The organism is Dethiosulfovibrio salsuginis, assembly GCF_900177735.1.
GTDB lineage: Bacteria > Synergistota > Synergistia > Synergistales > Dethiosulfovibrionaceae > Dethiosulfovibrio > Dethiosulfovibrio salsuginis.
The window spans coordinates 276,057-302,517 of sequence record NZ_FXBB01000001.1; the positions used below are offsets into that span (position 1 = coordinate 276,057).

The window sequence follows — 26,461 nt, forward strand, 5'->3', positions numbered from 1 at the left end:
TTTAAGAGCACTTGATAAATAATGTAAGCATATCTTTCAGGAGGTGCCACCATGGAGATCAGAGAAATGCTCTACGAAGGAAAGGCAAAGAGGCTCTACAGCACCGACGACCCTGAGGTCCTGTACCTGGAGTACAAAAACTCCTTAACCGCCTTCAACGCCAAGAAAAAGGCGGAGATGGAGGGCAAGGGAGAGCTCAACAACCTAATCAGCTCCTGGATATTCAAATACCTTTCGAAAAAAGGCATAGAGAGCCACTTTATAGAGAAAATCAACGATAACTGCCAGACCGTAAAGCCTGTGACGATAGTTCCCCTTGAGGTAGTCCTCAGAAACGTCACAGCCGGGTCCATATGCAAGAGGCTCGGCCTCGAGCAGGGAATGAAGCTTTCCAGACCGCTCATAGAGTTCTATTATAAGGAAGACGAGCTTGACGATCCCCTGGTGCTTGAGGACCACGCCCTCCTATTCGGCTGGGCCACCGAGGAGGACCTGAAGACCATGAAGGAGATAACCCTCAAGGTCAACGACGCCCTCATAGAGCTCTTCGACTCCATAGACATAGACCTTGTTGACTTCAAGCTGGAGTTCGGCAAAGACAGCGACGGAAAAATAATCCTGGCCGACGAGGTCTCACCGGACACCTGCCGCTACTGGGAGAAGGGAACCGGCAAGAGCCTGGACAAAGACCGTTTCAGGAAGGACATGGGAGACGTTCTCGGGGCGTACAGGGAGATCTGGCGCAGACTTTCGGAGAGAGGGGAATAACGGTGAAGTACAAAGCGGAGGTACTGGTACAGCTCAAAGAAGAGGTTCTGGATACCCAGGGCAAGGCCGTGGCTGGCTCCCTCAAAAGGCTCGGCTACGACGAACCATCGGTCAGGGTCGGAAAGTACATATTGCTCGAACTTGACAGTCCCGACCTACCATCGGCGGAAAAGACGGTCCACAGCATGTGCAAAGACCTTCTGGTCAACGCCATCATAGAGGAATATTCGGTAAAGCTGGAGGAATCGAGATGAAAGTCGCCGTGGTGGTCTTCCCCGGAAGCAACTGCGATCGTGACGTAGTCAAGGCGGTCAAGCACGTGACAGGGGACACCCCAGAGCTCCTGTGGCACTGTGACCGATCCCTTCCCGAGGGCACCGACCTGGTGGTCCTGCCGGGGGGATTTTCCTACGGAGACTACCTGCGATGCGGAGCCATGGCCCACACGGCGCCCATAATGACCGACGTCCGTCGTCACTCCGACCGGGGCGGCCTGGTTATGGGCATATGCAACGGCTTTCAGATCCTCACCGAGGCCAGAATGCTCCCTGGGGCCCTTCTGGCTAACCGAGACCTGGACTTCATCTGCAAGGTGGTGCAGCTGAAGGTCGAGAGGACCGACACCGCCTTCACAGGGGACTACTCCAAGGGACAGGTAATATCGATCCCCATAGCCCACCACGAGGGAAGATACCACCTTCCGGAGCAGGAACTGAAGCTGTTGGAGGAAAAGGGACAGGTGGTATTTCGCTACTCCGGCGAGAACCCCAACGGAGCCCTTAACGACATAGCGGGAATAGTGAACGAAGGCGGTAACGTCCTTGGCCTGATGCCCCACCCCGAAAGGTACTCCGACGGCCTCTTAGGGGGAGACCACGGAGCCCCTGTATGGACCTCCCTTAAAAAATGGATCGAAAGGACCGGTGCTTGATATGGACTACTCCAAAGCGGGACTTCGGAAAGAGGAATACGAGGCCCTGAGAGAGAGGCTTGGCAGGGAGCCCAACGACCTGGAGCTCCAGATAATGGGGGTCATGTGGTCGGAGCACTGTAGCTATAAATCCACAAAAGCCCTCCTCAGGACCTTCCCTAAAGAGGGCAAAAAGGTCGTCCTAGGCCCAGGGGAGAACGCCGGAGTCGTCGACGCCGGAGACGGACTGGGGCTGGCGTTCAAAGTCGAAAGCCACAACCACCCCTCCGCCATAGCACCATATCAGGGAGCGGCCACAGGTGTCGGAGGCATAATCAGGGACATAATGGCCCTGGGAGCCAGGCCCGTCGCCTCCATGGACGGCCTGTTCTTCGGCGACCCGGAGGACAGAAAGAGCCAGGCCCTCTCCGACGGCGTGGTCAAGGGCATAGGGGGATACGGCAACTGCGTCGGAGTCCCCACCGTAGGAGGGACCACCTTCTACCACCCCATCTACAGGGACAACCCTCTGGTGAACGCCTTCTGCGCCGGAGTGGTCCCCATAGACAGCATAGTCAGCTCCCAGACCGCCAAGGCAGGCCAGGAGGTCCTTATACTGGGATCTAAAACCGGCAGAGACGGCATAGCGGGAGCGGCCTTCGCATCCACCGAGCTGGCGGAGGACGGATCGGGTATGCCCTCGGTCCAGATAGGCGACCCCTTCGCCGAGAAGCTCCTCATAGAGGCCTGCTTGGAGCTCAGGGACAAAGGCCTTCTGGTCAGCATGCAGGACATGGGAGCGGCTGGGATACTCTCATCATCCAGCGAGATAGCCGCAAAGAGCGGCGTGGCGATGACCATCGACTTCGACGCAATACCTCTTAGGGCGGAGGGAATGGAGCCCTGGGAGATAGCTCTGTCCGAATCCCAGGAGAGAATGCTCCTTATAGTCGAGCCGGAGAAGGTCCAGTCGGTCATGGACGTGGCGGACAAGTGGGAGCTGGACTGCGCCGTAATAGGCCACACAGAGCCAGGAGACCGCTACAGGATCACCTGGAAAGGGGAGACCGTGGCCGACATGCCAGCGTCGGTCATAGGCAGCGACTGCCCGGAGATCCCCTGGGCCTCCAAAGTCCCGTCGGACCTGGAGAATCGCCAGGCCCTCGACCTAAACGACCTGGACATGCCGAAAGACTGGAACGAGACGTTGCTCTCCATGATGTCCTCCACCGCCCACCGGTCCAGAAAGGCCATATACCAGCAGTACGACTCTATGGTCCAGACCAACACAGTGGTGGGACCGGGATCGCCGGTCAGCGTCATAAGGATAGAGGGAACAAACCGGCTGGCGGCAATGACCATGGAGTCACAGCCTTACCTCTGCTGGCTAGACCCCTACAACGGCTCGGCGGAGATAGTGGCAAGAAGCTGTAGGCCCCTGGCGGTGGCCGGTGCGGAGGTCGCAGGTGCCACAGACTGCCTCAACTTCCCCTCTCCCGAAAAGCCCGAGCAGTTCTGGACCCTCAGCCGTTCGGTGGCAGGACTGGCCGATGGCTGCACCGCCCTGAACTGCCCTGTGGTGTCGGGAAACGTCAGCCTCTACAACGAAACCTCCGAAGGGGCCATATTCCCTTCCCCTCTGGTGGGGACTGTGGGATTCATAGAGTGCCCCTCCCGTATGGTCCGCTCGGGCAGCTGGGCCGAGGGGGACAGGATATTCTACGTCAGCTACGGTGAGCCGAGCCTGGCGGGAAGCTCCTACCTCATGAAGGCCAAAAACCTCATAGCAGGAAAACCCCTTGGATTCGCCCCTAAAGAAGAGGCGGACTTCATGGACAAAGCCCTCGCCACCGCTAAAGAGTCGATCCCCTCCTCAGGAAGGGCCATAGCGGGAGGCGGCCTGGCGGTCGCCCTGGCCAAAGAGGCCGCCGAGAGCGGCCTGGGAGCGGAGATAGAGATATCCATGGACAGGCAAGACGTCTCCCTCTTCGGAGAGGGAGGCCCCAGAGCCATCTACGCAGTCCCAGCCAACAAGGTGGAACGATTCACCGCCATATGGGGAGACAGGGCCAAGGAGATAGGGACGGTCAAAGGCGACAGGCTATCCATAAAGTCCGTCCTGGACCTGACGGTAAAATCCATAGCAGAAAGCTGGGGAATCTGATGTGCGGAGTGTTCGGAGCGTTCTCAACCGCCGGTAATCCGGTCCTCGAAGAGGTGTACCTAGGGCTTTACGCCCTTCAGCACCGAGGTCAGGAGTCGGCGGGTGTGGCCTGGATAGATAAATCGGACCAGATCAGGACCATAAAAGGACAGGGCCTGGTCCACTTAGCCCTCAACCAAGCGGAGCTGGCGACCATAGACGCCAGCTCCGCCATCGGCCACGTCCGATACTCCACCGCCGGAGGGTCGGGGCTGGCCAACGTACAGCCCTTAGCGGCCAACTACTGTAGAGGCCCTGTGGCCATAGCCCACAACGGAAACATCTCCAACGCATCGGGGGTAAGGAGATACCTGGAGAACCGTGGAGCCATATTCCAGTCCACCACCGACACCGAGGTCATCCTCCACCTCATGGCCCACCAGCCCCACAAGACCGAGCTGGACGCCCTGGTGGACTCCCTCAGAAAGCTCAAAGGAGCCTTCTCCCTGGCGGTTGCCCTGAAAGACCGGCTTGTGGCGGCCAGGGACCCATGGGGATTCAGGCCCTTGGCTCTGGGCAAAAGGGATGACGTCTACTACATATCCTCCGAAAGCTGCGCCCTGGACCTGGTGGGAGCGGACATGATAAGGGAACTGGAGCCAGGGGAGATACTGGTCATAGACGACGAAGGGGTTAGATCCCTCAGGATCCCCGTGGAGCCCAGGAGAAAGTACCTCTGCTCCTTCGAGTTCGTCTACTTCGCCAGACCCGACAGCCTAATATCGGGCAGATCGGTCTACGAGGTAAGGAAGAACCTGGGCAAGATGTTGGCCAAAGGGGCCCCCTGCAACGGAGACTGCGTCACCTGTATGCCAGACAGCGGCACAGTGGCCGCCATGGGATACGCCGAAGAATCGGGGATACCCTACGAAAAGGCCATAGTCAGAAACCGCTACTCAGGCCGAACCTTCATAGAGCCCACCCAGAGGGTCAGGGAGCTGGGGGTCAGGAAGAAGCTCAACCCCATAAGGGAGCTCATAAGGGGAAAGAGCCTCACCGTGGTGGACGACTCCATCGTCAGGGGGACCACCTCCAGGAGGATGGTGGAGCTCCTTAGGGAATACGGCGCCTCGGAGGTCCATATGAGGATATCCTCCCCTCCGGTGAAGTTCCCCTGCTACTACGGCATAGACACCCCCACCAGGGAGGAACTAGCCGCCGCCAGGGCCAACGAGACGGCCCTCTGCGCCGAAATAGGGGCCACATCGCTTGGCTATCTCACAGGAGACGACCTGATCCAGGCCATAGGCCTTCCGGAGTGGGAGGTATGCACCGCCTGTTTCAGCGGAAACTACATGGAGGACGGAGAACGACATGAAGAACTGGACATATGAGGAATCAGGGGTAACCATAGAGGGCGGCAACCGCTGGGTCAGCCAGATAGGGAAGCTCCTGTCCCGTAGGCCCAAATCTCCGGAGGTCGTAGGGGGGATAGGGGGCTTCAGCGGCCTCTACGACATAGGAGGAGGCCGACTTCTGGCCGCCTGCTGCGACGGAGTGGGAACAAAGCTTGAGATAGCCAGAGCCGCCGGATCCCTCAAGGGACTGGGACAGGATCTGGTCGCCATGAGCGTCAACGACCTCATAACCTGCGGAGCTAAACCACTGCTCTTTCTGGACTACCTTGCCTGCGGAAAGCTCGACTCCCAGAGGCTCATACCGGTGGTCGAGGGAATCATCGACGGCTGTGCCGACTCGGACTGCGTCCTGCTTGGCGGGGAGACCGCCGAGATGCCCGACGTCTACCCCACCGAGGGCTTCGACCTGGCGGGATTCGCCGTCGGGATCGTCGACAGATCGGACCTCATCGACGGATCGTCGGTCAACAGAGGAGACCTGCTGATAGGCCTGCACAGCTCTGGCATCCACAGCAACGGCTATTCCTTAGTGAGAAAGGCCCTGGAAAAAGAGCTCGCCCAGGACCTCCACTCCTTCGTCCCGGAGCTTGGGGAGACCTTGGCTGAGGCGGTTCTGAAGCCCACCAGGCTGTATCCCAGGCCAATAATGAGGGCCATAAAGACCGGAGCCATAAAGTCCATGGCCCACATCACAGGAGGGGGCCTGGAGGAGAACATAGCCCGATCCCTTCCCGAGGGCATGGAGCCCAACATAGACTACTCCTCCTGGACCAGACCGGCGATCTTCCCCTACATGGCGGCCAGAGGCATCGACGAATCGGAGATGAGAAAGGTCTTCAACCTTGGCATAGGGTTCGTCATGACCGCCGAGGAGGGGGACGTCCCCAGGCTCATGAAATCCCTCACCGACTCCGGCGAGACCCCTGTGGTAATCGGCTCGGTCGTATGAACAGGATAGCCATACTGATCTCCGGCAGAGGGAGCAATATGGACGCCATCCTGGACCGGATTCAGTCGGGCCACCTGGAAGCTCAGGTGGCCTTTGTGGCGTCCGACAGGCCCGACGCTAAGGGCCTTGAGAAGGCAAAATCCAGAGCCATACCGACGGAAGTACTGCCCTACGGCGACGGAAAAGCCAAAGGGGAGGCGGCGCTTCAGAACCTCATGGACCGCCACGACGTAAACTGGCTGGTCCTGGCTGGCTTTATGAGGATACTTTCGGAAGAGCTGGTCCTGCGGCACCAGGGCAGAATAGTGAACATCCACCCAGCCCTGCTGCCCTCCTTTCCCGGCGCCCACGGAATAGAGGACGCATGGGACTTCGGGGTCAAGGTGACAGGGGTCACCGTCCACCTTGTGGACCACCTGGTGGATCACGGCGAGATACTGGCCCAACTGCCGGTCAGGATAAAGCAGGACGACGACCTAGAATCACTGGAGAGAAGGATACACAGGGCGGAACACAGACTCTACTGGCGAACCCTGAGATCGCTTTTTTCAGGGGAACTTAAGGGAAGAAAGGAAGGATCGAAATGACCAAAAGGGCTCTTATATCGGTGTACGACAAGACCGGCGTTGTGGAACTGGCTCAAAAACTCTCCCAGATGGGATGGGAGATAGTCTCCAGCTCCGGCACCGCCAAAACCCTGGCCTCCAACGGCGTAGCCGTGGTTGAGGTCGCCGACCTGACGGGATACCCCCACATACTGGGAGGCAGGGTCAAGACCCTCCATCCCTCGGTAGCAGGGGGAATACTGGCCCGGCGGGAGCTTCCATCGGACATGGAAGACCTGGAAAAACACAAAATACAGGCCATCGACATGGTGGTATGCACCCTCTACCCCTTCGAGGAGACCGTCCGTTCCGGCGCCTCCCTCGACGACCTCATAGAGAAAATAGACATAGGCGGAGTGACCCTCCTGAGGGCCTCGGCAAAAAACTACCGCCACGTCACGGTGATAACCGACGTAGAGGACTACGGCGCAGTGCTTGAGGAGCTGGCCTCCGATGGCGACGTGTCCCTGGAGACCAGACAGGCCCTGGCCCTCAAGGCCTTCGCCCTGACCTCCCGATACGACGGGACGATCCACTCGGGGCTCTCGTCGGAGCTCGGCATATCGGAAGAAAAAGAACCTCCGATCAGGATGCCTCTGAACCTGGAGCAGGCCCAGCCCCTCAGGTATGGCGAGAACCCCCACCAGGCCGCCGGGGTCTACTCCCTGCCTCTGTCGGACCTGCCCTGGGAGCAACTGGCGGGAAAGCCCCTGTCCTACAACAACCTCCTGGACCTGGACGGAGCCATGAGGGGAATGGCCCTCATGCAGCAGGAGACAGGAGCGGTCGTCCTGAAACACACCACCCCCTGCGGCATGGCCCAGGGATCCTCCCTATCGGCGGCCTACAAAAAGGCCCTGGAGTGCGACCCCCTCTCGGCCTACGGAGGGGTGATAGGTCTCACCAGGACGGTGGACCTGGAGACAGCCCAGGAGATAGGCTCCCACTTCACAGAGATAGTTACCGCACCGGACTTTCAGGCCGAAGCTCTGGAGCACCTAAGGGAAAAACGGCCCTCCCTCAGGATGATAAAGTGGAACGGAGGAAGGCTCTCCCCCTGGCAGATAACCTCAACCTGGGGCGGCATACTAATCCAGGAGGATAAACCGGCCCCTCTGCCGACGGAGGGCTCGGGAGAGTGGATAGGTCAGCCCAGGCCCGACCTGTGGGACGACCTGGTCCTGGCGTGGAAAGCCGCCTATCTCTCCAAGAGCAACGCCATAGCGGTAGTCAAAGACGGTGCCACCGTGGGCATAGGGATGGGATTTTGCAGCAGGCTCTTCGCCGTCGACTTCGGGACCGCCCAGGCGGGGGAAAAGGCAAAAGGAGCGGTCATGGCCTCAGACGCATTCTTCCCCTTCTCCGACGGACTGGAAAGGGCCGCCCAGGCCGGAATAGCGGCGGTGATCCAGCCCGGCGGCTCCGTCAAAGACGACGAGGTCAAGACCAAGGCCCTGGAGCTTGGGATACCCATGTTCCTGAGCCACTGGCGGACCTTCAGGCACTGATATGAAAGTTCTCATACTGGGAGGGGGAGGCAGGGAACACGCCATAGCCTGGGCTGTGGCCCAATCCCCTAGATGCGACGAACTTCACTCCATGCCCGGCAACCCCGGAATGGCCCAGATCTCCACCTGCCACCCCGGGGACCCGTGCGATTGCCGGTCGGTGACCGACCTGGCGGAGAGGCTGTCGGTGGACCTGGTCATAGTCGGCCCGGAGGGACCGCTTGTATCGGGAGTCGCCGACGCCCTAAGGGCCAAAGGCATAGACGTATTCGGCCCAGGCAGGGACGGAGCTATGCTCGAGGCCAGCAAAGCCCACTCTAAGAGCTTCATGAAAAGGCACGGTATACCTACCGCCTCCTTCACCATCTGCACCACCTTAGAGGAGGCCAAAGAGGCCCTGTACAGCAGAAAACCTCCCTACATAGTCAAGGCCGACGGCCTGGCGGCTGGGAAAGGGGTCTTCATCTCCGACCAGCTATCGGAGGCCTTAGAGTCCTGCGGCGAGCTACTGGGGGGCTCCCTAGGCGAGGCGGGAAAGACTTTAGTGGTGGAGGACGGCCTCGTTGGCCGAGAGGTGTCTGTAATGATAGTCACCGACGGCAACAGCTATCGGCTGCTTTCCACCAGCCAGGACCACAAAAGGGCCCTCGACGGAGACCGAGGCCCAAACACCGGAGGGATGGGAGCCTACGCCCCTGTTCCCTGGGTCGATCGATCGATGCTCCAGGAAATCGAGGAAAAGGTGGTAAAGCCCACCTTGCTCGGACTGGATAGGGACGACACCTCCTACCGGGGTATCATCTACGCCGGACTGATGATATCCCCTCAGGGTAAAATAGACGTCCTGGAATACAACGTCAGGCTAGGAGACCCGGAGACCCAGGCCCTTCTTCCCCTCTTCGACGGCGACTGGCTGGAGGTCTGCCACAGCTGTGCCCAGGGCAAACTGTCGGAGGTTAGCTGGGCCCTTAAAGACCTTTGCTCCGTCAACGTGGTAATAGCGTCGGAGGGCTACCCAGGGGACTACGAAAAGGGCCATCCCATAGAGGGACTGGATCACAAAGAGGAAGGGATAACGGTGTTTCAGGCCGGAACCGCCCTCAAAGACGGAAAAACCGTCACAGCAGGAGGAAGGGTCCTATCGGTGGTTGGGACGGGACCGACCTTTGAGGAAGCCAGGGAAAAGGCCTACACAGGGGCTAAGGCGATAGAGTTTAAGGGAGCTTTTTATAGAAAAGACATAGCGTCCAACAGGGACAAACCTAAGGAGGAAGGCGTATGACCAAGGCAAAAGTAGGCATAGTTCTGGGATCGGCGAACGACGTATCGGTGGCTAAAAAAGCGGGAGAGATGCTGGACAAGCTCCAGATCCCCTACGAAGTGACCGTGGCATCCGCCCACAGGACCCCCGGCGACGCGGTAGCCTACGCATCCAACGGCGAGAAAAGGGGCCTGGTCGCAATAATAGCGGTGGCAGGTCTATCCGCCGCCCTTCCAGGGGTGCTGGCCGCCCACACCGCCCTGCCGGTCATAGGGGTTCCGGTATCCGCCGGTACCGTAGGAGGGCTGGACGCCCTCTACTCGGTGGCCCAGATGCCTCCCGGCGTCCCTGTGGCGTCGGTGGGAATAGACGGAGGGGCAAACGCCGCCCTTCTGGCAGCCAGGATAGTGGCCCTGCTGGACGAAAAGGTGAGACAGAAACTGGAGGACCTCCGAGTGGAACAGGGAGAAAAGGTCCGCAACTCCAGATCGACCCTGGGACTTCCGGAGGTGCCGGAGGAAGCGTTTAAGTAGGGAGAAGAACAAAAGAGTCCCACTCTTCAAGATGGAGAGTGGGACTCTTTATATGAACGAGGAGATCCTGCTCTTGCCAGGGACTTTGCGATCCCCTCGACAATAACGAAGCTGAGCCATCCGCAACTTCAAAACGAAGAAGAACTCTATCAATATATTCGAGACCATGTCTATGGCTCTCGATGGTCAGACTCTCTTCCTGACTGGGGCGACTGAATAGTTACGCTATGGGTTATTACCGCCAATCCTTGCCTGACGCGAACGAGTGAGCTAAGAAAGCGACCAGTAATATCATGCCTAATGCTAGTTTGCCTATGGTGTAAAGTATCACAAAAATATACCTTAGCAAAGTCTCAATATTAAATCCACGAGACTCTAATTTATTGGACACACCGTTTAACTCTAATGTTTTGCGTTTCATATCAAAACCTCCTCTGAAATTCAAGCATATGCCCCATAACCACAAGCAAGCTCTCCACAGGAGGGGCACATCGGTCGGATAGGCAGGACAGAGTGGAACTCGTCGACCGTCATGCCTAGCTTATGCTGTCTTTGACTGCAAACTTGGCCTTGAAGTCCTCGTAGCTGCTGACCCAGTTGAACTTCACCAGGTCGGAGACCGCCTTGAAGTGGAGCTCGCCACAGCGAATTTTGTTTTTCTCCACCTCGGTGAGGTTGCTTTCCTGCTTGCCGCCTTTTGTCTCCACGATGAAATAGATCCCTAAAGAACCCTCCCTCAGGCCATCCTTTCTACAGACCACCGCCCAGTCGGGAGAGTAGTTTCCGTAGGGGGTGTCTATTATGAAGCCACCTTTTTTGAGCTTGGTGAAAAGGACGACGTTTTCGTTTGCCTCCAGGCTGTCGGCGAAAAGCCTTTCTCCCTTGCTGTCCATTTTATAATACTCGTTTAAGGCACTCTTCCGGTTGGGATTGGACCTGAAAACTCGCCACTCTTCGTTAAAGTCCTCCTCGTTGATGGAATCGAGGGCGAATATACGGCCTTCCTCCAGGTCGTAGCCCTCTATTACCTCGTAGGAATAGACGTTAGCGGCCTTCATATCCCGCAACTTCTCGAATATCCTCTGGGTCACCTGATCCAAAACATCCTGAAAGTTGAGGGCCTCCCTTTTCTCTATCCCCTTCAATATCCTGAAGATAGCCAACCTTGGGAGCATCGTGTGGTACATTACGTAGTTTGCCACCTCAAAGTCGCTCTTGGGCTCAACCTTCATGCCGACGTCAATATCGCAGGTCTTGTCGCCGGATCTTTTCATCTCAAAAACCTTAGCGTCGTTGAACCCAGCCTCGCCGGTGGAGATGTTTACGGTTTTGCTGACGCTGAAATGGGCCAGATAGCCGTTGATATCGGCTATACAGGAGGAGACAAACTCGTCTTTATCTATATCGCATTTGTAGATGGCTCTCTTGGTCAGGTTGCGGCACAGGCCGTGGTAGATCTCGGAGAACTCTTTCTCCGAGATAAAGGACCTCACGGTGTTGGTATAAGGTTCGTTATCGCCGTTCGTTATCTCTATTCTTCTGGTCCCCTTCTGGATCATCAGCTCGCAGAATCCCTCTTTGAGGGCCTGGGAATGTTCCTGAAGGGTCTGGTCCGTGAACTCTATCTCATTGAAAAGCTTGGTGGTTTGCTGGACGTTTTTCTTGAGGAGGTTCTTTCCGTCTATTATGCCCCCTTGGGTAAGCTCCTTTTTGAAAGCATCCACCAGCTCGGGGGTTATAGCCTCTATAGGTATGCCAGCTTTTTCGAGGGATAGGGTCAGGACCTCCGCTGTGACCTCGTTTTTGTCGAAGTTCATGCTGCTGTTGAAGTCTTCCTGCAACATTCTGGAGAAATTTTCGTAGCTATCGTTGGCTATGACGGTAAGCTCGTTTATATCCTCATCCAGACAGCGGTTTCCGGTTATATCCACAGGCAACCTCAGGCCACGGCCTATCTCCTGTTTTTTAGCTATCTCAGAACTTCCGTTTTTGAGGGTGCAGAGGGTGAAGACGTTAGGGTTATCCCAGCCCTCCCTCAGTGCGGAGTGGGAGAAGATGAAGGCCAGAGGCTCGTCAAAGGAGATAAGCTCGTCCTTTTTCTCCAGAATAAGGCTTATCCCTCTGTCGATATCCTCCTGAGACTTTGCCTTTATGCTCATCTCCGTATCGTCTTTAGAGGAATCCCAGCCCTCGACGTCGACGACATTTTGTTTTTTGTCCACCGCAAAGTACCCTTCCCTGACCTTTTCGACGTCGTCGTAGTCGGGAAAATAGTCCTTAAACCTCTCGATTTTCTCCCTATGTTTATCGATGTAATCGCCGTACTCCTCGTCGAAGATGCGAAGGTACTCCCCTCTGCCGTCGGGGCGGTCGTTGTCCCTCACCTTCTTCACCGAGTCGATGAAGAACAAGGTCAATCCCTTGATCTTTCTGTCCCCCTCGAGTATGGAGAATTGTTTTTCAAAGTGGTTTTTTATGGCGAGCCTTATCTGGATACGGACGGCGTCGCTATCCTCCAGGCCGTTGTTGCTCTTTCCCTTCTCCAGCTCGAGATACCCCTCGGAGGTGGATATCTTTAAGGGCTTATTCTTATTGGGCTCCTCCGCCACCCTCATCTCCCTGTACTGGGCCAGACCACCGGACAGCTCCTCCAAAGAGGCGTTGGACCCTACGTTGAAGGTCTTAAAACGGATCTTGCCGCCCTGATCCTGGGATAATATCTCTATCTTGGCCTTGAGGTCTTTGGTGAAGGATAGATAACGAACGTAAGGGAAGTCTTTTGGCGTAACTCCGTTCACCGTTTTGACCTGTATTTTCTTCACCAGATTTTTTTTGTAGGCGTCGTAGGAGTTCAGCTTATATATCTGGTTGTAGAGCTTTTTATGGGTGGCGGAATAGCGAAGGACGAACAGGGGATTTATGTCCTCTATGGCTTCCAGGGATTTGGATTTCTTTCCCTTGGCCCCCTCTATCCTCTGAGGCTCGTCGACTATGACCACCGGCCTGATGTATTTGATTTCCTCCCAAAGGATGCGACCACGTTCGTCCTCGGACCTTATTTTATTGGTGTCCTTGTTGAACGCCTGGATGTTTATGACGCAGATGCTCAGGTCGTCACTCTCAACTAGGTTATAGCTCATCTTCTGGGGGTTTCCGTCGTAGACGAAGCTGTATTTCAGGAGGTCTATGCCGAACAGCCTCTTAAAATGATCCTGTAGCTGTTCTACGGATTTTTCGACCCCTTTACGGATGGCGATGGAGGGGACCACTATCATAAACTTCTTGAGACCGTATTCCCTGTATAGCTCCAGGATCGTCCTTAAGTAGACGTAGGTCTTTCCCGTCCCTGTCTCCATCTCGACGGTGAAATCCAGTCCATCCAGAGATTCGCTGGCGAAAAGCCTGTTACGGAGCTGGACCTGTCTGAGGTTCTTCAAAAGCCTGGTATTGCCGACGATCTCCGGATTTCTGACAGGGCCTGTCTCATCTATCCGTTTTATGCCTGAGGGGGACGGAGGATAGATACTGTCGCCAACCTGTCTTGAGATGCCTTTGAAGAGCTTCACCGTGGAATCGATGGCCTGAATCTGATAGTCCAGTTTATCGTCGAACTGAAAGGTTATTCTTTTGGACACCGAGACCCCTCCTAGATAAACTCGACGGTGTAGGTCTTTTTGACGTCGCCGGAGTTTTTGGCGATAAGGCCCTCCAGCCGTCGGAAGGTCTCGTCTTTGAGGCTTATGTCGTCTTTAAAGGCCGAATCTCGAAAGACAAACTTTATAGGAAGAGGGTCGATAACCGCCAGCTTATCCACCATGCCCTCGGTTACCTCGGTCTCCAGACAGATCAGATAAGAAGAGCCGTAGAGATAGGTTCGATTTCCTATGTGGCTCAGTACCTCCATAGACTCGGAGAGGGGAACGTCCTTCTGACGGAGCATGATCTCATAGACGACGTCCACGTCTTTGGCAGAGGAGGTGAAGTCCATCACGTCGGGGTTGTCCTTTATGGAGTCCAGGTCGAGCTGACCGTGGTCGCTTTCTACTAGGTTCCACTTTATGTTTGTGTCCGAGGTCCTGAAGACCTTAAAGCCTATATCGGGGACCTTTTTAGGATCCTCCCCCAGCTTAAGCTGGCCGTTCTCCCCCTCGATCTCCTCCTTTATCCTCTCCCCTGCCCTTCTGATCCGCTCTTTGCCTATCTCGCAGATGTTCTTATATCCTGCCTTATAAGCCTCGGATTCCTCGTCGCAAGTCTCGGGTAGCTGGACCATGATAAACCTGCGGTTACCACCGTCCTCGGCGTTCAACTGCATGACGGCGTGGGCGGTGGTGGCGGAGCCGGAGAAGAAGTCGAGGATGATGTCACAACTAGTCGACCCACATTTTATTATCTTTGATAAATATGGAATTGGCTTTACAGTATCAAAAACTTGCTGTCCCAAAAGGCTCTTTATTTCATCAGCAGCATTAGCTGCATTTGATGCATCAAGCCATATTGTTTCAGGGATATCTCCCTTATATTCAGAAAGAAAAAGCTTTCTATATACCTTATCTCCATTAAAGACTAATTTGCCATCTTCATCCAATATCTTCATGGTATCTTTGCCTACAAGCCAACTTCGCTCTTTAAAAGTCAGGCCTTGCTTAGATTTAAATTCATAGACTGAGCCCCCTTGTATTCCACGAGCCCAAACACCTAAAAGTCGATAATCTCCTCTGGGATCAGAGTCTGGATTTCTATAAGCCTTTCTAGTTTCCGTAGGCATATTCAAACGCCCAATCCTAAGCGAGATAGATGACTTAGCATAAACAAGGAGATATTCATGGTTCCTGCTAAAAAACCTCGCCGAGTTGTCCTTACCACGTTTTCTAGCCCAAATTATAGTCGATATAAAATTATTAGCATCAAAAATTTCATCACAAACTCTTCTGGCATTATGTGCTTCATTATCGTCAATACTGATAAAGATAACCCCATCATCGGTAAGCAGATCCCTAGCGACCTTAAGCCTTGGATACATCATGTTGAGCCAGTTGGCGTGGTAGCGGTTGGTGGATTTGAGGTTCTTCTGGAGCCTTTCGCCCTCCTCGGAGACCAGGCCCTCGGCTATGTCGCTCTCTTTGGCGTTCATCTTGAAGTTATCGTTGTAAACGAAGTCGTTTCCCGTGTTGTAGGGAGGGTCTATGTATATCATCTTGACGGAGCCGTAGTAGTTCTGTCTTAGGAGCTTCAGGACCTCCAGGTTATCCCCCTCTATGTAGAGGTTCTGGGTGGTGTCGGGGTTTTTGCTGTCCTCCTCGATGTAGTTCAAGGTCCTGCCGAGTACCTTTTCATGGGCTTTCCTCTTGGCGTTCTGCTTGCCCGACCAGGTGAGTTCGTACTTTTCGCCGTCCACCTCCTCGAACTGTCCAAGCTCCTCCTTCAACGCCTTAAAGTCGACCTGGCCGTCTTTGATCACCGAGGGAAACAGCTCCGACAGGGCTTTGAGGTTGTCGTTGGTGAAGTCGTTTATGTCCTGAGGCACTTTTTTGTATTCCATCTCTGTCATTACCACCTTTAGAGGTTTATCAGTTCATCCAGGCCGGTTATGGCCTCTTTTATCCGCCTGTTGAGCTCCATCTTTTCCTGTGCTGTGACCGCTTTTTTCAGTTTTTCCCTGCTCTCCACCGAGGCCTTCAGCAGTAGGTGAAGCTCTTTCACCCTGTCCTGGCTGTACCACAGGGGAGAGGACAGAAAGTCCATCGCCTTCGAGTGGGCCTTTTGATAGGTCAGGATGTAGGCCTTCAGGTACATCTCCAGGTAAAAGGAGACCTTATCGGAGAGGTTATCCATATTGCCGTAGGAGAGGGTGTCGATAAAAAGCTCTCTGTTCCTATCCGGCAGGACGGTCTGGAACGGATCGGTCATAAAGCTGTCGGTGACCACTATCTCGGTCAGGTCGTTTCTGTTCAGCCTCTTGAGGGCGAAGGAGTAGACCTCCCGTCCTCCGTCGTGGAGCCGAAGGACCGAGGGGGGCTTTATGATCTCCTGATAGGTTTTCGCCAGGAAGGAGGCTTTTTTGAGGTCCAGTATCTCCATATCGTAAAACTGGATTATCCGATAATTGTAGGTGTCGTTCAAAACCGACGGTATCCTCTCCCCTTCCATCTGATACAGGAGGGTGGCTTTTTTTAGGCAATCCCTTATCCTCTTTTTGGTGGCAGAGTTGAGGTTTGCGGGTATGAAGTCCTTTAGGGCGATCCTTTTCGACTTTCTGTATTCCTCCGGTATGGCGAACATCACTCTACCACCAGAAAGGACACCAGCTCGAAGTCGTCGGCGGTTTCGTCGGCGAAAGAGTTGTTGAAGCCGGTGAAGTCGAATATAGAGGTGGTGGCCTTTTCCTCTTCCGCCCCTTTGATGGAGGATACCGCCTTGTTCAGGAGGTCGGAGTAGAGGGCCATGTCGGAGGTTCCTTTCGTCCTGGCGAAGAAGGAATCGAAAAGCTCCCCGACAGGCTCCTTTCTGCCGTAGCATAGCTTTCTGAAGAGCTTTACTGTCTCTCTGGCCCTGCTGTTTCCGTAGAGGACTTTTCCGTCGTTGTCTATGTATATGAGGTAGTAGGGATAGAGAGAGCTGTCCGAGTTGGGCTTTACATCCTGATTGCGGTGGTTGAAGCAGAACAGGACCCCCTTTTCCTCCCCTCCTGTGACGGAGAAGATTCCTCTTGGAACTTTTTTGGTCTCCGGCACTTTGCTGACGTACTGGGAAAGCTCGTAGAGATAGTCGTTCATGTTCAGGTCGGTCAGGGAGATGTTCTCCTTGGCGTCCTCTATGTCTATAACCTCGTTTTTGAGCCTTTCGAGCTGCCTTTTTCTGAAGTTGAAGTCGTTCATGTCGGGGCTCAGGAAGTCCTCGTCTCCGGTGGAGGCTATATTGAGGGTGGTCATTTTGCCCTTCACACGTTGCTCCAGGCCCAGATAGTCGTTGAGCTCCATGTTGGGGAAAAAGTTTATCATCTGGATCCTCTCGTTTACGCTGCCGATACGGTCTATCCGGCCAAACCTCTGGATCAGTGACACCGGGTTCCACTGGATATCGAAGTTTATGACAGTATCGCAGTCCTGAAGGTTCTGGCCCTCGGAGATACAGTCGGTCCCTATGAGCAGGTCAATCTGATATTCCTGAGGAATCTCTTTTTTCATCTTTGACTGAGGCGAAAAGGCACAGAGGATGGAGTTAAACTCCCTGTGTATCCTTTTGTTGTTGGTCTTGACGTCCTTTCCTGTGACACAGGCGGTATGTATGCCCATATCTAGAAGCTCCTGGGCCAGGTTGGAGTAGATGTAGTTCGCCGTGTCGGAGAAGGCGGTAAAGACCATTATCTTGCGGTTTCCCCGGTTGTAGGGGGTGAATTTTATCTTGTCCACCACGATATCCCGGAGGACCTTCATTTTGTTGTCTCTGTCGTGGTGGAGAACAAGCTCGGCGTCCCTGTAGACGCTGTCTATGATCATTCTGTCGCTGTGCAGATCATGGAGGAAGTCGGCGACGTTTAGGTGTTGAACCTTTATCTCGTATTTGCCCTCCAGGTAAGGGTCTTCCGAGTATTCTTCGTCTAAGACCTCCATGGCCTCCTCGACCTGACCTCCTCCCTCGAGGACTTCGATGGTTACGTCGATCTTCTCGATCAGCCGTCGCAAGGTCTCTTTGAAAGAGAACACCGAGCTTTCCAGTCGTTTGAACAGGTTGAAGCGATGCAGGACGACCATGCCTTTGGACTGTCTCTGAAAGTCCATGTTGCCGCCTCGTTTGCCTTTCAGGCTGTATTTATCCATATAGAAAAACTGATACTGGCTTTTGATGTATCTGGTTGGGGTGTAGACCGATAGGTTCAGGACCTCCAGAAGCTCGTTGGCGTCCTCGAACCTCAGCAGCTCCCCCTGGGTGTCTATCTCGGGATAGTAGGTTTCGGGCCTGTTTTTCTCGGGAAACTTGCCTACGCTGTCGTCGCCGTAATAGCCGGTGATGTGTTTTCTGCTTCTCGATATGGTCATCATCTCGAGCAGTCTGTAGAACTCCGACGGCAGGCTGTCCAACAGGTCGTTTTTATCGTGACAGGGCATTTCCTCCCACTTGTTTATGACCGTCGAGGACTTTCTGAGAAGGTTGTCTATGCTGGCTATGCCGTGTTCATCAAAGGCGGAGTCTTTATCCCCGGTGATGATGCTGATCTGGTTTTTAAGGTCCACAAGGCTGTTGTTGACCGGAGTGGCGGAGAGCATGAGAACTTTGGTGTTGTTGTTTCCCTTTTTTATGACTTCCTGTAGGAGCCTGGCGTAGCGGGTCATTATGAGGCGATCTTCCTCGTCGTATCGGTCTTTACGATTTCTGAAGTTGTGGGATTCGTCTATCACCACCAGGTCGTATATCCCCCAGTTGAACCGCTCCAGGTCCTGGCCCGATCTGGACATTCCCTTATATCTGGACAGGTCGGTGTGAAACATGATCTTATAGTTGAAGGTCTCGGTCAAAAAGCTGTCTTTGTAGGTTCCCTTGAAGGAGTTCCAGTTGTCGTAGAGTTTCGCCGGGGTCAGGACGAGGACGTTGTCCATCTTGATCTCAAAATACTTTATGACCGCCAGGGCCTCGAAGGTCTTGCCCAGTCCTACCGAATCGGCGATTATACATCCTCCGTATTTGGTCAGTTTCTGGATCGCCGACACAACGCAGTCTTTCTGAAAATCGTAAAGGGCGTTCCAGATCTCCGTCTTTTTGAACCTGTCGCTATCTCGCTCAAACCTCTCCAGACCGCTGTCTATCTGGTGTCCAAACAGCTCGTTCAAGGTAAAATAATAGATAAATTCCGGTGAATGTTTTTCGTAGACGAACTCCAGGCTTTCGAGCAGCTTTTCCCTGTAGTCCGACGATACTTTTTCGTCGTACCATATGCGACGGTATAGCTCTAAAGCGGCCAGTATCTGCTCTTTGTCCATGGTGCCGTTGAGCATGGTATCGAAGTTGATGTTTTTGATCCCTCTTCCTTTGTCGCCCAATATCTCCAAAGAAGAGGAACCTTGTATCATAAAGTCGTCGTCGATGATAAGGATATTGCCGCTGATCTTTATTCCCGGATTGACTTTTTTTACGTTGACGTTGTTTTTGATAAAATCGTGCATCGACTTAGCTCTGGAAAAATGGCGGAGTTTATTTTTTTCCGCTATGTCGTAGGAACTGTACAGGATATCGTTTGGGGTCATCTCGAACTGCTGAGGGATCTCCGACCGCTCGGGTATAAACTTGGTGTCCCGAATGACGAAGTTTATCTCCTTGACGTTGGCGAAGTTACGCTCGAGCAGGGCAAATACCGAAAGGGTCAGCTTGTCGTTCACTATGTTTATGACGGCGTCTTTTTTGGTCCTCAGGACTTCGTTGATTTTCTCTATCATCTGCTCCGTCGAATTGATCACGTTTCCCATGAAACACGCTCCTTTAGGGAGTATGGTCGCTTACCGCACTTCAAAAACCTTACCCCAAAACCCCCTCCCGGTCTATAGGGGATTCTCCCTAATAGTGGCCCTGCTGGACCAAAAGGTGAGACAGAACCTGGGTCTTCCGGAGGTGCCGGAGGAAGCGTTTAGGTAGGGGGAAGAACAAAAGAGTCCCACTCTTCGAGATGGAGAGTGGGACTCTTTATCACGCAATTCCACCAGCTACTATATGCCTCACAGCGTCACGAAAAACGTTAAAACTGCTAGATTTACTTCTGGAGACATCCATATGCTGTGCAATTTCCCGAGCACATTCTGCCTTGCGTAATCCTGTGGAAAAATAGCCCGCTCTCTTCAAAACGCGCTCCAATGCCTCCCAAGTACCTCCCTTTATACCATCAGGGTCCCGGTAGGGATCTTTTTGAGGAATAGTCGGGGACACCCTTGGATACGCGAGTTTAACAGCGTCCCAGTCTGCAAAAAACCATGATTCAAGCTCCTCTATCACAATTCGATTTGTAATCTTAAATCGTTGCCCCTTAGATGCGGTTGTCTTGGTTACAAAACCGGAGTCAAGGGCAAACTTTTCCAGCTGTTTTTTTAGTTTTATGCAATCGTCATCATCCCTATCAACCAGAACAAGAATAGACCAGTCGTCTGGAATCCATGAGCTGTAGCCCTTTAACCGTATAGGTAACTGCTTTAGCAGATCATCTTTGCATTGGAAACGAATAATCTGGTAATCAATCTCTCCAAGCATTTTAGGTAATAGAAGCTCAAGGGCTATCTCCATCGAATATTCCTCAACAAAAACTATCAACTTACCTAACATCACTTATTACCTTTAACTTCCTGTCTTGGAGCACCGGAGTTCACCAGGGGATCTCCAAAACCGAAATGGCCCTCCATCCAGAGATATCCGAGAGAGGAGCCAGCCCGAACCATTTCGGGTATCCCCTTGATATCCGACGCCCTAACGGCCTTGGTAAACCCTGTTTTATCCCTGTAGAGCACCCAAACCTCCTCCGCTCCCATCGAATTAAGCAAAAAAGGAGAATGGGTGGTTATCAGAAGCTGGGAATTTTCCGACGCAGCTCGACATTCTTCCGCTAATTCCGGCAACAACCGTGGATGAAGAAAATTCTCCGGCTCCTCTATGCCGACAAAAAGAGGTGGTTCGGGGTCGTATAAGACCGTCAGGTAAGCCAGCATTTTCATGGTTCCATCGGAGGCAAACTTCGATAAAACGGGCTGTTCAAAAGGGCCATCCTTGATCTGAAGGAGAAGTCGTCCATCGGCCATCGGCTCGGCATCTACTCGCTCCAGGTGAGGTATTCGCTTACGAAGCACATCGAAGATTCTCTCCAGCCTCTGAGGATACTGCTCCTTCAGATATTGGACGACGTTCGGAAGATTGTCGCCGCTTTTATTTAGACGCCCCTGAGGCCCTGCTTCCGGTTGATTTCTGGTTTGATCGATGGACAGATAGGAAACGTACCAGTCGGTGATAAACTCCCGCAGGGCAGCGATCCGAGGATGGTCGGACAGCTGGCCTAAAGCGTTTACCGCTATCAGATCTGGAGACCGGAGGTTACTTTCCTTTCTCACATCATCGGAATCGGGCATCTCTCCACTGACAGCACGTCCTATACCGTTTTTAAACTCCAAGAACCTGAATGGCTGCCCCTTAGATCCCCTTCTCCATTGAAGCCACTCTTCAACCACCAAAGGCCCCTTAACTCCCTCATCGATAGCCAGATGGTAGGTTATGATCGGTGTTTTAGGTGCTTCACGATATTTTAGTTCAAACACGATCGGTCCATCGGCTCCCCGACTTTTCAGCTCTTTCCCTCTCCCACGGCGATCCCAGGCATGACGGAGACCAAACTGAAAACACTCGGAAAGAAAGTTAAACACGTCGAATATCGTAGATTTGCCGCTACCGTTAGGCCCAAGCAGAACGGTCATGGGAGTCAGGTTGTTCAGGGTTATATCCTTCAGAGCTCGGTAGTTACGGACCTTAAGCGACTCTATTCGAGGAACCTCTTTTTTTATCGTACTACTCAACACCGCCACCCCTTTACAAACCCTCACCAGGTCTAGCTTATGGTTTTATAGCTATTCAGTTGACCCCGGTAAGGATAAAAACTCACCATCCGCAGATCGTAAACTCAAGGAAGCACGCCTAAAATCGTCTTTGATCTGCTGATCTGTGCGATTTATCGATAAACTCAAAACAACAGGATCCTTTTTCATCATCTGCTTTCCTATTTGCTTTACGAATTCGCTATCAAAAAATTTTTTAGATGGCATACAATCAGCCTCCTTGTAAAAAACGGCCTACGTTGCTATACCTATCTCTACAATATTCTATCACGGTGCAATCCTCCGGGGCGAAATCCCTTGGATGAAATAAATCTAGCCCAGCTCTCCATCAAGAGGGCTGGGCTAGATTGTGTTTTTTTATACGCGGTGGTTATCTTCTATCGTCCTGGATGCCCAGGCTTTCCCTTATAGCATTCTGGAGAAGAGCGGAGAAATTGATTCCCTTAGCCTCAGCGGCACGGTTTAGCCAATAGGGCAGGGTTAAGGTCTTTTTTACCGCCTTGCTCTCCATAGCATCTCTGACCAGAGGCATTATAGCCGAGATCATGACCGTTCTTTCACCTGCTTCAAGATCGATATCGGATAGGCGGGATGGATTGGGGATAGGTTCTCCTTCCTCCTCCATCCCAAAGAGATGGAGCTCAAGGGCTTCGGTGGCCTTTTTTATTCCCTCTTCGTCGGAGGTCGCCTGACTGACGCATCCGGGAAGATCGGGGAAGTATATTCCGATACGACCGTCGGGGTTATAGTGGAACACCGCCGGGAAGTTGTATCTGTCATGCATCTATCTCACCTCCCTTGGTTCATGTATCATAATTTTGCTCAGCCGTCAGAGATCAACACACTATACTTACGGACCAAAGAACCTCGCAACATCCTGCAACCTTACCCCAAAACCCCCTCTCGGTCCATAGGGGATTCTCCCTATAAGGGATCACTCTGCCGGAAGGGGTTTTTTGTTCTATAATCTATATTTAGAGAGGGGGGCTTTGCTTGGAAAAGATGATGTTGGGGAAAACAGGGCTGGAGGTAACCAGGACCAGTTTTGGGGCTTTGCCGATTCAGAGGATTCCGCTTAAGGACGCTGCCTATCTGCTCAGGAAGGCATACGACTGTGGGATAAACTATTTCGACACAGCTCGGGCCTACAGCGACAGCGAGGAGAAGATCGGGGCGGGCCTTGGGGACGTTCGGGAGAGGATCGTCATATCAACCAAGAGCCACAGCTCGACACCTCAGGAGCTGAGGGAACACGTGGAGACCAGCCTTAGCAAGATGAAGACCAATTACGTTGATATCCTTCAGTTTCACAACCCTAAGAAGGTTTTCCTTCCTGGGGGCGACGACGGCATGTACGACGAGCTTTTAAGGCTTAAGGATGAGGGGAAGGTCCGCTTTATAGGCTACACCAACCACAGCCTCGCTAGGGCTAAGGAGGCGGCAAAATCGGGGTTTTACGATACAGTGCAGTTTCCCCTGAACCATCTGTCCTCTCAGGGGGATATGGATCTGGCACGGCTCTGCGAGGATCTTGGGGTTGGGTTTATAGCCATGAAGGGGATGTCCGGCGGCCTTATCACCGATGCCAGGCTGCCTTTCGCCTTTTTGAGGCAGTTTAAGGGTGTGGTCCCTATCTGGGGAATCCAGAAGGAGGAGGAGCTGAACCAGTTTGTAGAGCTGGAAAAAGCCCCCCCAAGGCTGGAGGAGCTTTCTTCGCTGATAGATAGGGACAGAAAAGAGCTGGCAGGGGATTTTTGCCGTTCCTGCGGCTATTGTCTGCCCTGCCCGGTTGGTATAGACATCCCCCAGGCGGCCAGGATGTCGCTGTTGCTGGGGAGGGCTCCATGGGAGCCTTTTACGACCCAGGAGTGGCGGGATAAGATGGAACAGGTCGACAAATGCCTCAGGTGCAACCATTGCAGTAATCGCTGTCCCTACGGGTTGGACACGCCGGAGCTGATCAGGAAAAACCTGATCTTTTACAGAAATTTCCTCAAAGAGAAGGGTCTTTAAGAATCAGGACAGACACAGGGGGAGGCTAGCTCTACCGAACCGACGGTGAGCAGCCTCTCCGTCACCTCCGGGGACGCTGGGCGTCCAAAGAGGTAGCCCTGTCCGATGGAACAGCCGAGGTCCAGAAGTATTTTCCTCTGACTGTCGGTCTCGACGCCTTCCGCCACAACGGTCAGTCCCCTCACCTGGGCCAGGGCCAGTATGCTTTTGACTATGGCCTGGTTGACCTCTCCGTTTCCCTCACCGTTTTCCGGCATGAACACCTTGTCTATTTTTAGGGCGTCCACGTCGAACCTCGCCAGATATCCCAATGAGGAGTAGCCCGTCCCGAAGTCGTCTATTGAGAGGGACACCCCTAGGGATTTGAGGTTTCGGAGGACCGTCTCGCTCTGCTTGGCGTCCTGGATCAGGGCGGTCTCGGTTATCTCCAGCTCCAGAAGGTCGGAGGGGAAGGCCGAGGCCTCCAGGATGTCCGATAGGTGGGCCTCGATCTGGTCTTTGAGCAGCTGTCTGGCCGATACGTTCACCGACAGAGGGACGGCACAGCCCTTTTTTATCCACTCACGGCCCTGACGGCATGCCTCGAACAACACCCATTTTCCCAGTTCGCTGATCATTCCTGTGTCCTCGGCGACTGGGATAAACTGGTCCGGCGGGATGAAAAGCCCCATGTCGTCCCAGCGGCAGAGGGCCTCCAGGCCGACGACCGACCCGGTCGCCATGTCCACCTTGGGTTGATAGACCAGGAAGAAGCCCCTAGAGAGGGGGATAGACTCGGCCATACGCCTTTCGAGGCTGATCCTTCTGTGGAAGTCGTGGCCCATTCGGTCGTCGAAGCAGACTACGTCCAGGCCTTTGACCTTCGCCTCGTTGACCGCTATGTCCGCACAGCCCATGAGCTCCTCCCATTCCCAGCCGTGATCGGGATAGAGGGCCAGGCCGACCGCAGCACTTAGGGAGATCCGTCCGCTGTCCTCGGTGTCGAAGGGTTCCTTGAGAGCTTCTAAGACCGTCTTTCCAATTTCCGGGCAGGTTCGAGGGGCAAAACCGGACATGTCCGCCAGTATCCCGAATTCGTCCCCTCCAAGACGGGCGACCTGATCGTCCTCGGAAAAGGCTTTTCTGAGCCGTTCTGCTACCGAGGCCAGAAGCCTGTCTCCCGCCATAAAGCCTATGGTGTCGTTGACGTTTTTAAACCGCTTTAGGTCGATGTGGGCTATGGCGAAGGGGTTGCCCTTTCGGACCCTGGACCGTCCCTCCTGTACGAAGGAAACCCTGTTAGGAAGACCGGTCAGCTCGTCCCTAAAGGCCAGCCAGTGGACCTTTTCCTCCACCTTTCTCTGTTCCGTTACGTCTCTGTAGAGGCCGTATAGCCCTACGGTCTCGCCGTCCACCACCACCGAACAGCCGAAGATACAGACCCTGACGTTTTGCCCGTCCCCTCTCACCCGATTGGCCTCAATGGCTACCTGCTCTCGGTCAAGAACCTTTCGGTTTATCTCTCTGCCAAGGTATGCCCTGTCCTTTCCCATTATTAGGTCGTCCAGACAGAGGCCGACTATTTCGTCCTTGCGGTAAAGGAAGATCCTCTCAAAGGCGGGGTTTACGTCCATGATTATGCCGTCTTTGTCCAGCATGACCAGGCCGTCAGGGTTGGTCTGGAAGAGTCGATCCAGGCATGCCTTTTGACGGATGGTTTCCTCCTGAACCTTTATATAGGCTTCCCTTTGGGATTTTAGCTCTTTCTCCATCTGGGCCCATAGGGACAGCAACAGGACGGCCACCACCACCGCTGGCACCGCCCAGTAGGGATCGCTGCCTACGGTGGTAGCCCATGCGTAGTCCGGCAAAAGGAGGCATAAGGTCAGGGAAACGATAGTGGCGGCGAGGAACATCGGTTATTCCAGCCAGCGAGGTACGTTTTGCCGGTAGAGCTCGGCGATTTTGGCCGTTATAGGGCCCGGTTTTCCGTCCCCTACGGTCTGAGTGCCTATCTTAACTACCGGCATAATCTCCTTCACCGATCCCGAGATGAATGCCTCCTGGGAGGAGGATACCTCGTCCAAAGACGGGGCCCTCATCTCAAGAGGAATATCGTTTTCCTCGAGGATCTGGATTATGAGAGATCTGGTAGTTCCAGCCAGGACCATGTCGTCCGGGGCGGTTATGACCTTGCCGTCTTTGACCATGAAAAATGTGCTGTGCCCAGCCTCGGAGATTACCCCTCCAGGGCAGTACAGCACCTCCAATGCTCCTGGATCCACCGAGTTTTTGGCCAGGGCTGCGCTGTAGTCTATGCTTTTAGCCGACGGAAGAAGTCTAGCCCTGTCAAGTGGAAAGAGCCTAACCCCTTTTTCGTAGTTTTCCCTGTCCGGCAAAACAAGGTCCTCGAAGGAGACGAAGTATCTGGGGTCCGGAAATCGACAGCCGTCGACGAATCGATCCCCTCCGGTTATGTAGAACTTGACCAATACCTCTCCGTCGCCTTCCATTTTGTCTATTCCCTGTCTGACTAGGGATTTCATGGCCTCGAGGCCCAGTTTTTCGTCTATTCCCAAGGAGGACGCGGAACGGGACAGTCGCTCGAGGTGATATGTCATCATCATGGGCCTCCGTCCGTAGGTCCTCACGAGGTCGAAAACCCCTATTCCCCTCTGGATTATGTGGTCGGATACCGGGATTACCGCCTTTTCAAAGGGCAAAAATTCGCCGTCCAGGTAGCATAATTTCAAAGTGAATCCCTCCTGAGGTTTATTCGGTCCAATACGGGCCTA

The 26,461-nt window shown here is 53.9% G+C and carries 21 protein-coding genes; 11 read left to right on the forward strand and 10 right to left on the reverse strand.

The window, feature by feature from the left end:
- The first annotated feature begins 51 nt into the window (after window positions 1–51).
- The 10 genes from purC to purE are packed head-to-tail and all read left to right on the forward strand — an operon-like array spanning window position 52 to window position 10,095.
- Window positions 52–768: a phosphoribosylaminoimidazolesuccinocarboxamide synthase gene (gene purC / locus B9Y55_RS01435; protein ID WP_085543562.1), complete on the forward strand. Its 717-nt coding sequence runs from the start codon at window positions 52–54 to the stop codon at window positions 766–768.
- Between the two features lie 2 nt (window positions 769–770).
- Complete coding sequence (purS, locus tag B9Y55_RS01440) at window positions 771–1,022, forward strand: phosphoribosylformylglycinamidine synthase subunit PurS (protein ID WP_085543563.1); 252 nt, start codon at window positions 771–773, stop codon at window positions 1,020–1,022.
- The gene (gene purQ, locus B9Y55_RS01445) at window positions 1,019–1,699 is read left to right on the forward strand and encodes a phosphoribosylformylglycinamidine synthase subunit PurQ (RefSeq protein ID WP_085543564.1); all 681 of its coding nucleotides are present in this window, start codon (window positions 1,019–1,021) and stop codon (window positions 1,697–1,699) included. Before purS ends, purQ begins: the two co-directional genes overlap by 4 nt.
- Before the next feature lies 1 nt (window position 1,700).
- Window positions 1,701–3,842 carry a phosphoribosylformylglycinamidine synthase subunit PurL gene (gene purL, locus B9Y55_RS01450; protein WP_085543565.1) on the forward strand — a complete coding sequence of 714 codons (2,142 nt, stop codon included), beginning with the start codon at window positions 1,701–1,703 and terminating at the stop codon, window positions 3,840–3,842.
- On the forward strand, window positions 3,842–5,215 hold the full coding sequence (purF, locus tag B9Y55_RS01455) for an amidophosphoribosyltransferase (RefSeq protein WP_085543566.1): 1,374 nt from the start codon (window positions 3,842–3,844) through the stop codon (window positions 5,213–5,215). Before purL ends, purF begins: the two co-directional genes overlap by 1 nt.
- Window positions 5,196–6,188, forward strand: a complete 993-nt coding sequence (purM, locus tag B9Y55_RS01460) for a phosphoribosylformylglycinamidine cyclo-ligase (protein WP_085543567.1) — start codon at window positions 5,196–5,198, stop codon at window positions 6,186–6,188. Before purF ends, purM begins: the two co-directional genes overlap by 20 nt.
- The gene (gene purN / locus B9Y55_RS01465; protein WP_085543568.1) at window positions 6,185–6,775 is read left to right on the forward strand and encodes a phosphoribosylglycinamide formyltransferase; all 591 of its coding nucleotides are present in this window, start codon (window positions 6,185–6,187) and stop codon (window positions 6,773–6,775) included. Before purM ends, purN begins: the two co-directional genes overlap by 4 nt.
- Complete coding sequence (gene purH, locus B9Y55_RS01470; RefSeq protein ID WP_085543569.1) at window positions 6,772–8,301, forward strand: bifunctional phosphoribosylaminoimidazolecarboxamide formyltransferase/IMP cyclohydrolase; 1,530 nt, start codon at window positions 6,772–6,774, stop codon at window positions 8,299–8,301. The genes purN and purH overlap by 4 nt, the downstream gene beginning before the upstream one ends.
- A 1-nt stretch (window position 8,302) precedes the next feature.
- The gene (purD, locus tag B9Y55_RS01475; RefSeq protein ID WP_085543570.1) at window positions 8,303–9,583 is read left to right on the forward strand and encodes a phosphoribosylamine--glycine ligase; all 1,281 of its coding nucleotides are present in this window, start codon (window positions 8,303–8,305) and stop codon (window positions 9,581–9,583) included.
- Entirely contained in the window at window positions 9,580–10,095 is a 516-nt protein-coding gene (gene purE, locus B9Y55_RS01480; protein WP_085543571.1) for a 5-(carboxyamino)imidazole ribonucleotide mutase, read from the forward strand. The genes purD and purE overlap by 4 nt, the downstream gene beginning before the upstream one ends.
- Before the next feature lie 536 nt (window positions 10,096–10,631).
- Here purE and B9Y55_RS01490 read toward each other — a convergent pair.
- The 8 genes from B9Y55_RS01490 to B9Y55_RS01525 all read right to left on the reverse strand — a co-directional run bounded on the left by B9Y55_RS01490 (window position 10,632) and on the right by B9Y55_RS01525 (window position 22,458).
- Window positions 10,632–13,730 carry a restriction endonuclease gene (locus tag B9Y55_RS01490; RefSeq protein ID WP_085543573.1) on the reverse strand — a complete coding sequence of 1,033 codons (3,099 nt, stop codon included), beginning with the start codon at window positions 13,728–13,730 and terminating at the stop codon, window positions 10,632–10,634.
- An 11-nt stretch (window positions 13,731–13,741) separates the two neighbouring features.
- Window positions 13,742–15,637 carry a site-specific DNA-methyltransferase gene (locus B9Y55_RS01495; RefSeq protein ID WP_085543574.1) on the reverse strand — a complete coding sequence of 632 codons (1,896 nt, stop codon included), beginning with the start codon at window positions 15,635–15,637 and terminating at the stop codon, window positions 13,742–13,744.
- A 17-nt stretch (window positions 15,638–15,654) separates the two neighbouring features.
- Window positions 15,655–16,377 carry a DUF4391 domain-containing protein gene (locus B9Y55_RS01500; protein ID WP_085543575.1) on the reverse strand — a complete coding sequence of 241 codons (723 nt, stop codon included), beginning with the start codon at window positions 16,375–16,377 and terminating at the stop codon, window positions 15,655–15,657.
- A complete protein-coding gene (locus B9Y55_RS01505; protein WP_085543576.1) occupies window positions 16,377–19,556 on the reverse strand; it encodes a DEAD/DEAH box helicase in 3,180 nt (1,059 codons plus the stop codon). Before B9Y55_RS01505 ends, B9Y55_RS01500 begins: the two co-directional genes overlap by 1 nt.
- A gap of 217 nt (window positions 19,557–19,773) precedes the next feature.
- A complete protein-coding gene (locus tag B9Y55_RS01510; RefSeq protein ID WP_085543577.1) occupies window positions 19,774–20,400 on the reverse strand; it encodes a DUF4276 family protein in 627 nt (208 codons plus the stop codon).
- The gene (locus B9Y55_RS01515) at window positions 20,400–21,635 is read right to left on the reverse strand and encodes an AAA family ATPase (RefSeq protein ID WP_200806596.1); all 1,236 of its coding nucleotides are present in this window, start codon (window positions 21,633–21,635) and stop codon (window positions 20,400–20,402) included. The genes B9Y55_RS01510 and B9Y55_RS01515 overlap by 1 nt, the downstream gene beginning before the upstream one ends.
- A gap of 51 nt (window positions 21,636–21,686) precedes the next feature.
- On the reverse strand, window positions 21,687–21,881 hold the full coding sequence (locus B9Y55_RS01520) for a hypothetical protein (protein WP_085543579.1): 195 nt from the start codon (window positions 21,879–21,881) through the stop codon (window positions 21,687–21,689).
- A 163-nt stretch (window positions 21,882–22,044) separates the two neighbouring features.
- The gene (locus B9Y55_RS01525; RefSeq protein WP_085543580.1) at window positions 22,045–22,458 is read right to left on the reverse strand and encodes a type II toxin-antitoxin system HicB family antitoxin; all 414 of its coding nucleotides are present in this window, start codon (window positions 22,456–22,458) and stop codon (window positions 22,045–22,047) included.
- Between the two features lie 218 nt (window positions 22,459–22,676).
- Between B9Y55_RS01525 and B9Y55_RS01530 the strand changes: the two genes are divergently transcribed.
- Entirely contained in the window at window positions 22,677–23,687 is a 1,011-nt protein-coding gene (locus B9Y55_RS01530; protein ID WP_234986083.1) for an aldo/keto reductase, read from the forward strand.
- On the opposite strand, the gene B9Y55_RS01535 is transcribed toward B9Y55_RS01530, so the two are convergent.
- Together B9Y55_RS01535 and B9Y55_RS01540 are read right to left on the reverse strand one after the other, a co-directional pair.
- Window positions 23,684–25,582 (reverse strand): putative bifunctional diguanylate cyclase/phosphodiesterase, encoded by a 1,899-nt coding sequence (locus B9Y55_RS01535; RefSeq protein WP_085543582.1) that lies wholly within the window; start codon window positions 25,580–25,582, stop codon window positions 23,684–23,686. The genes B9Y55_RS01530 and B9Y55_RS01535 overlap by 4 nt on opposite strands.
- A 3-nt stretch (window positions 25,583–25,585) precedes the next feature.
- The gene (locus B9Y55_RS01540) at window positions 25,586–26,419 is read right to left on the reverse strand and encodes an aminotransferase class IV (protein WP_085543583.1); all 834 of its coding nucleotides are present in this window, start codon (window positions 26,417–26,419) and stop codon (window positions 25,586–25,588) included.
- Between the last annotated feature and the right edge of the window lie 42 nt (window positions 26,420–26,461).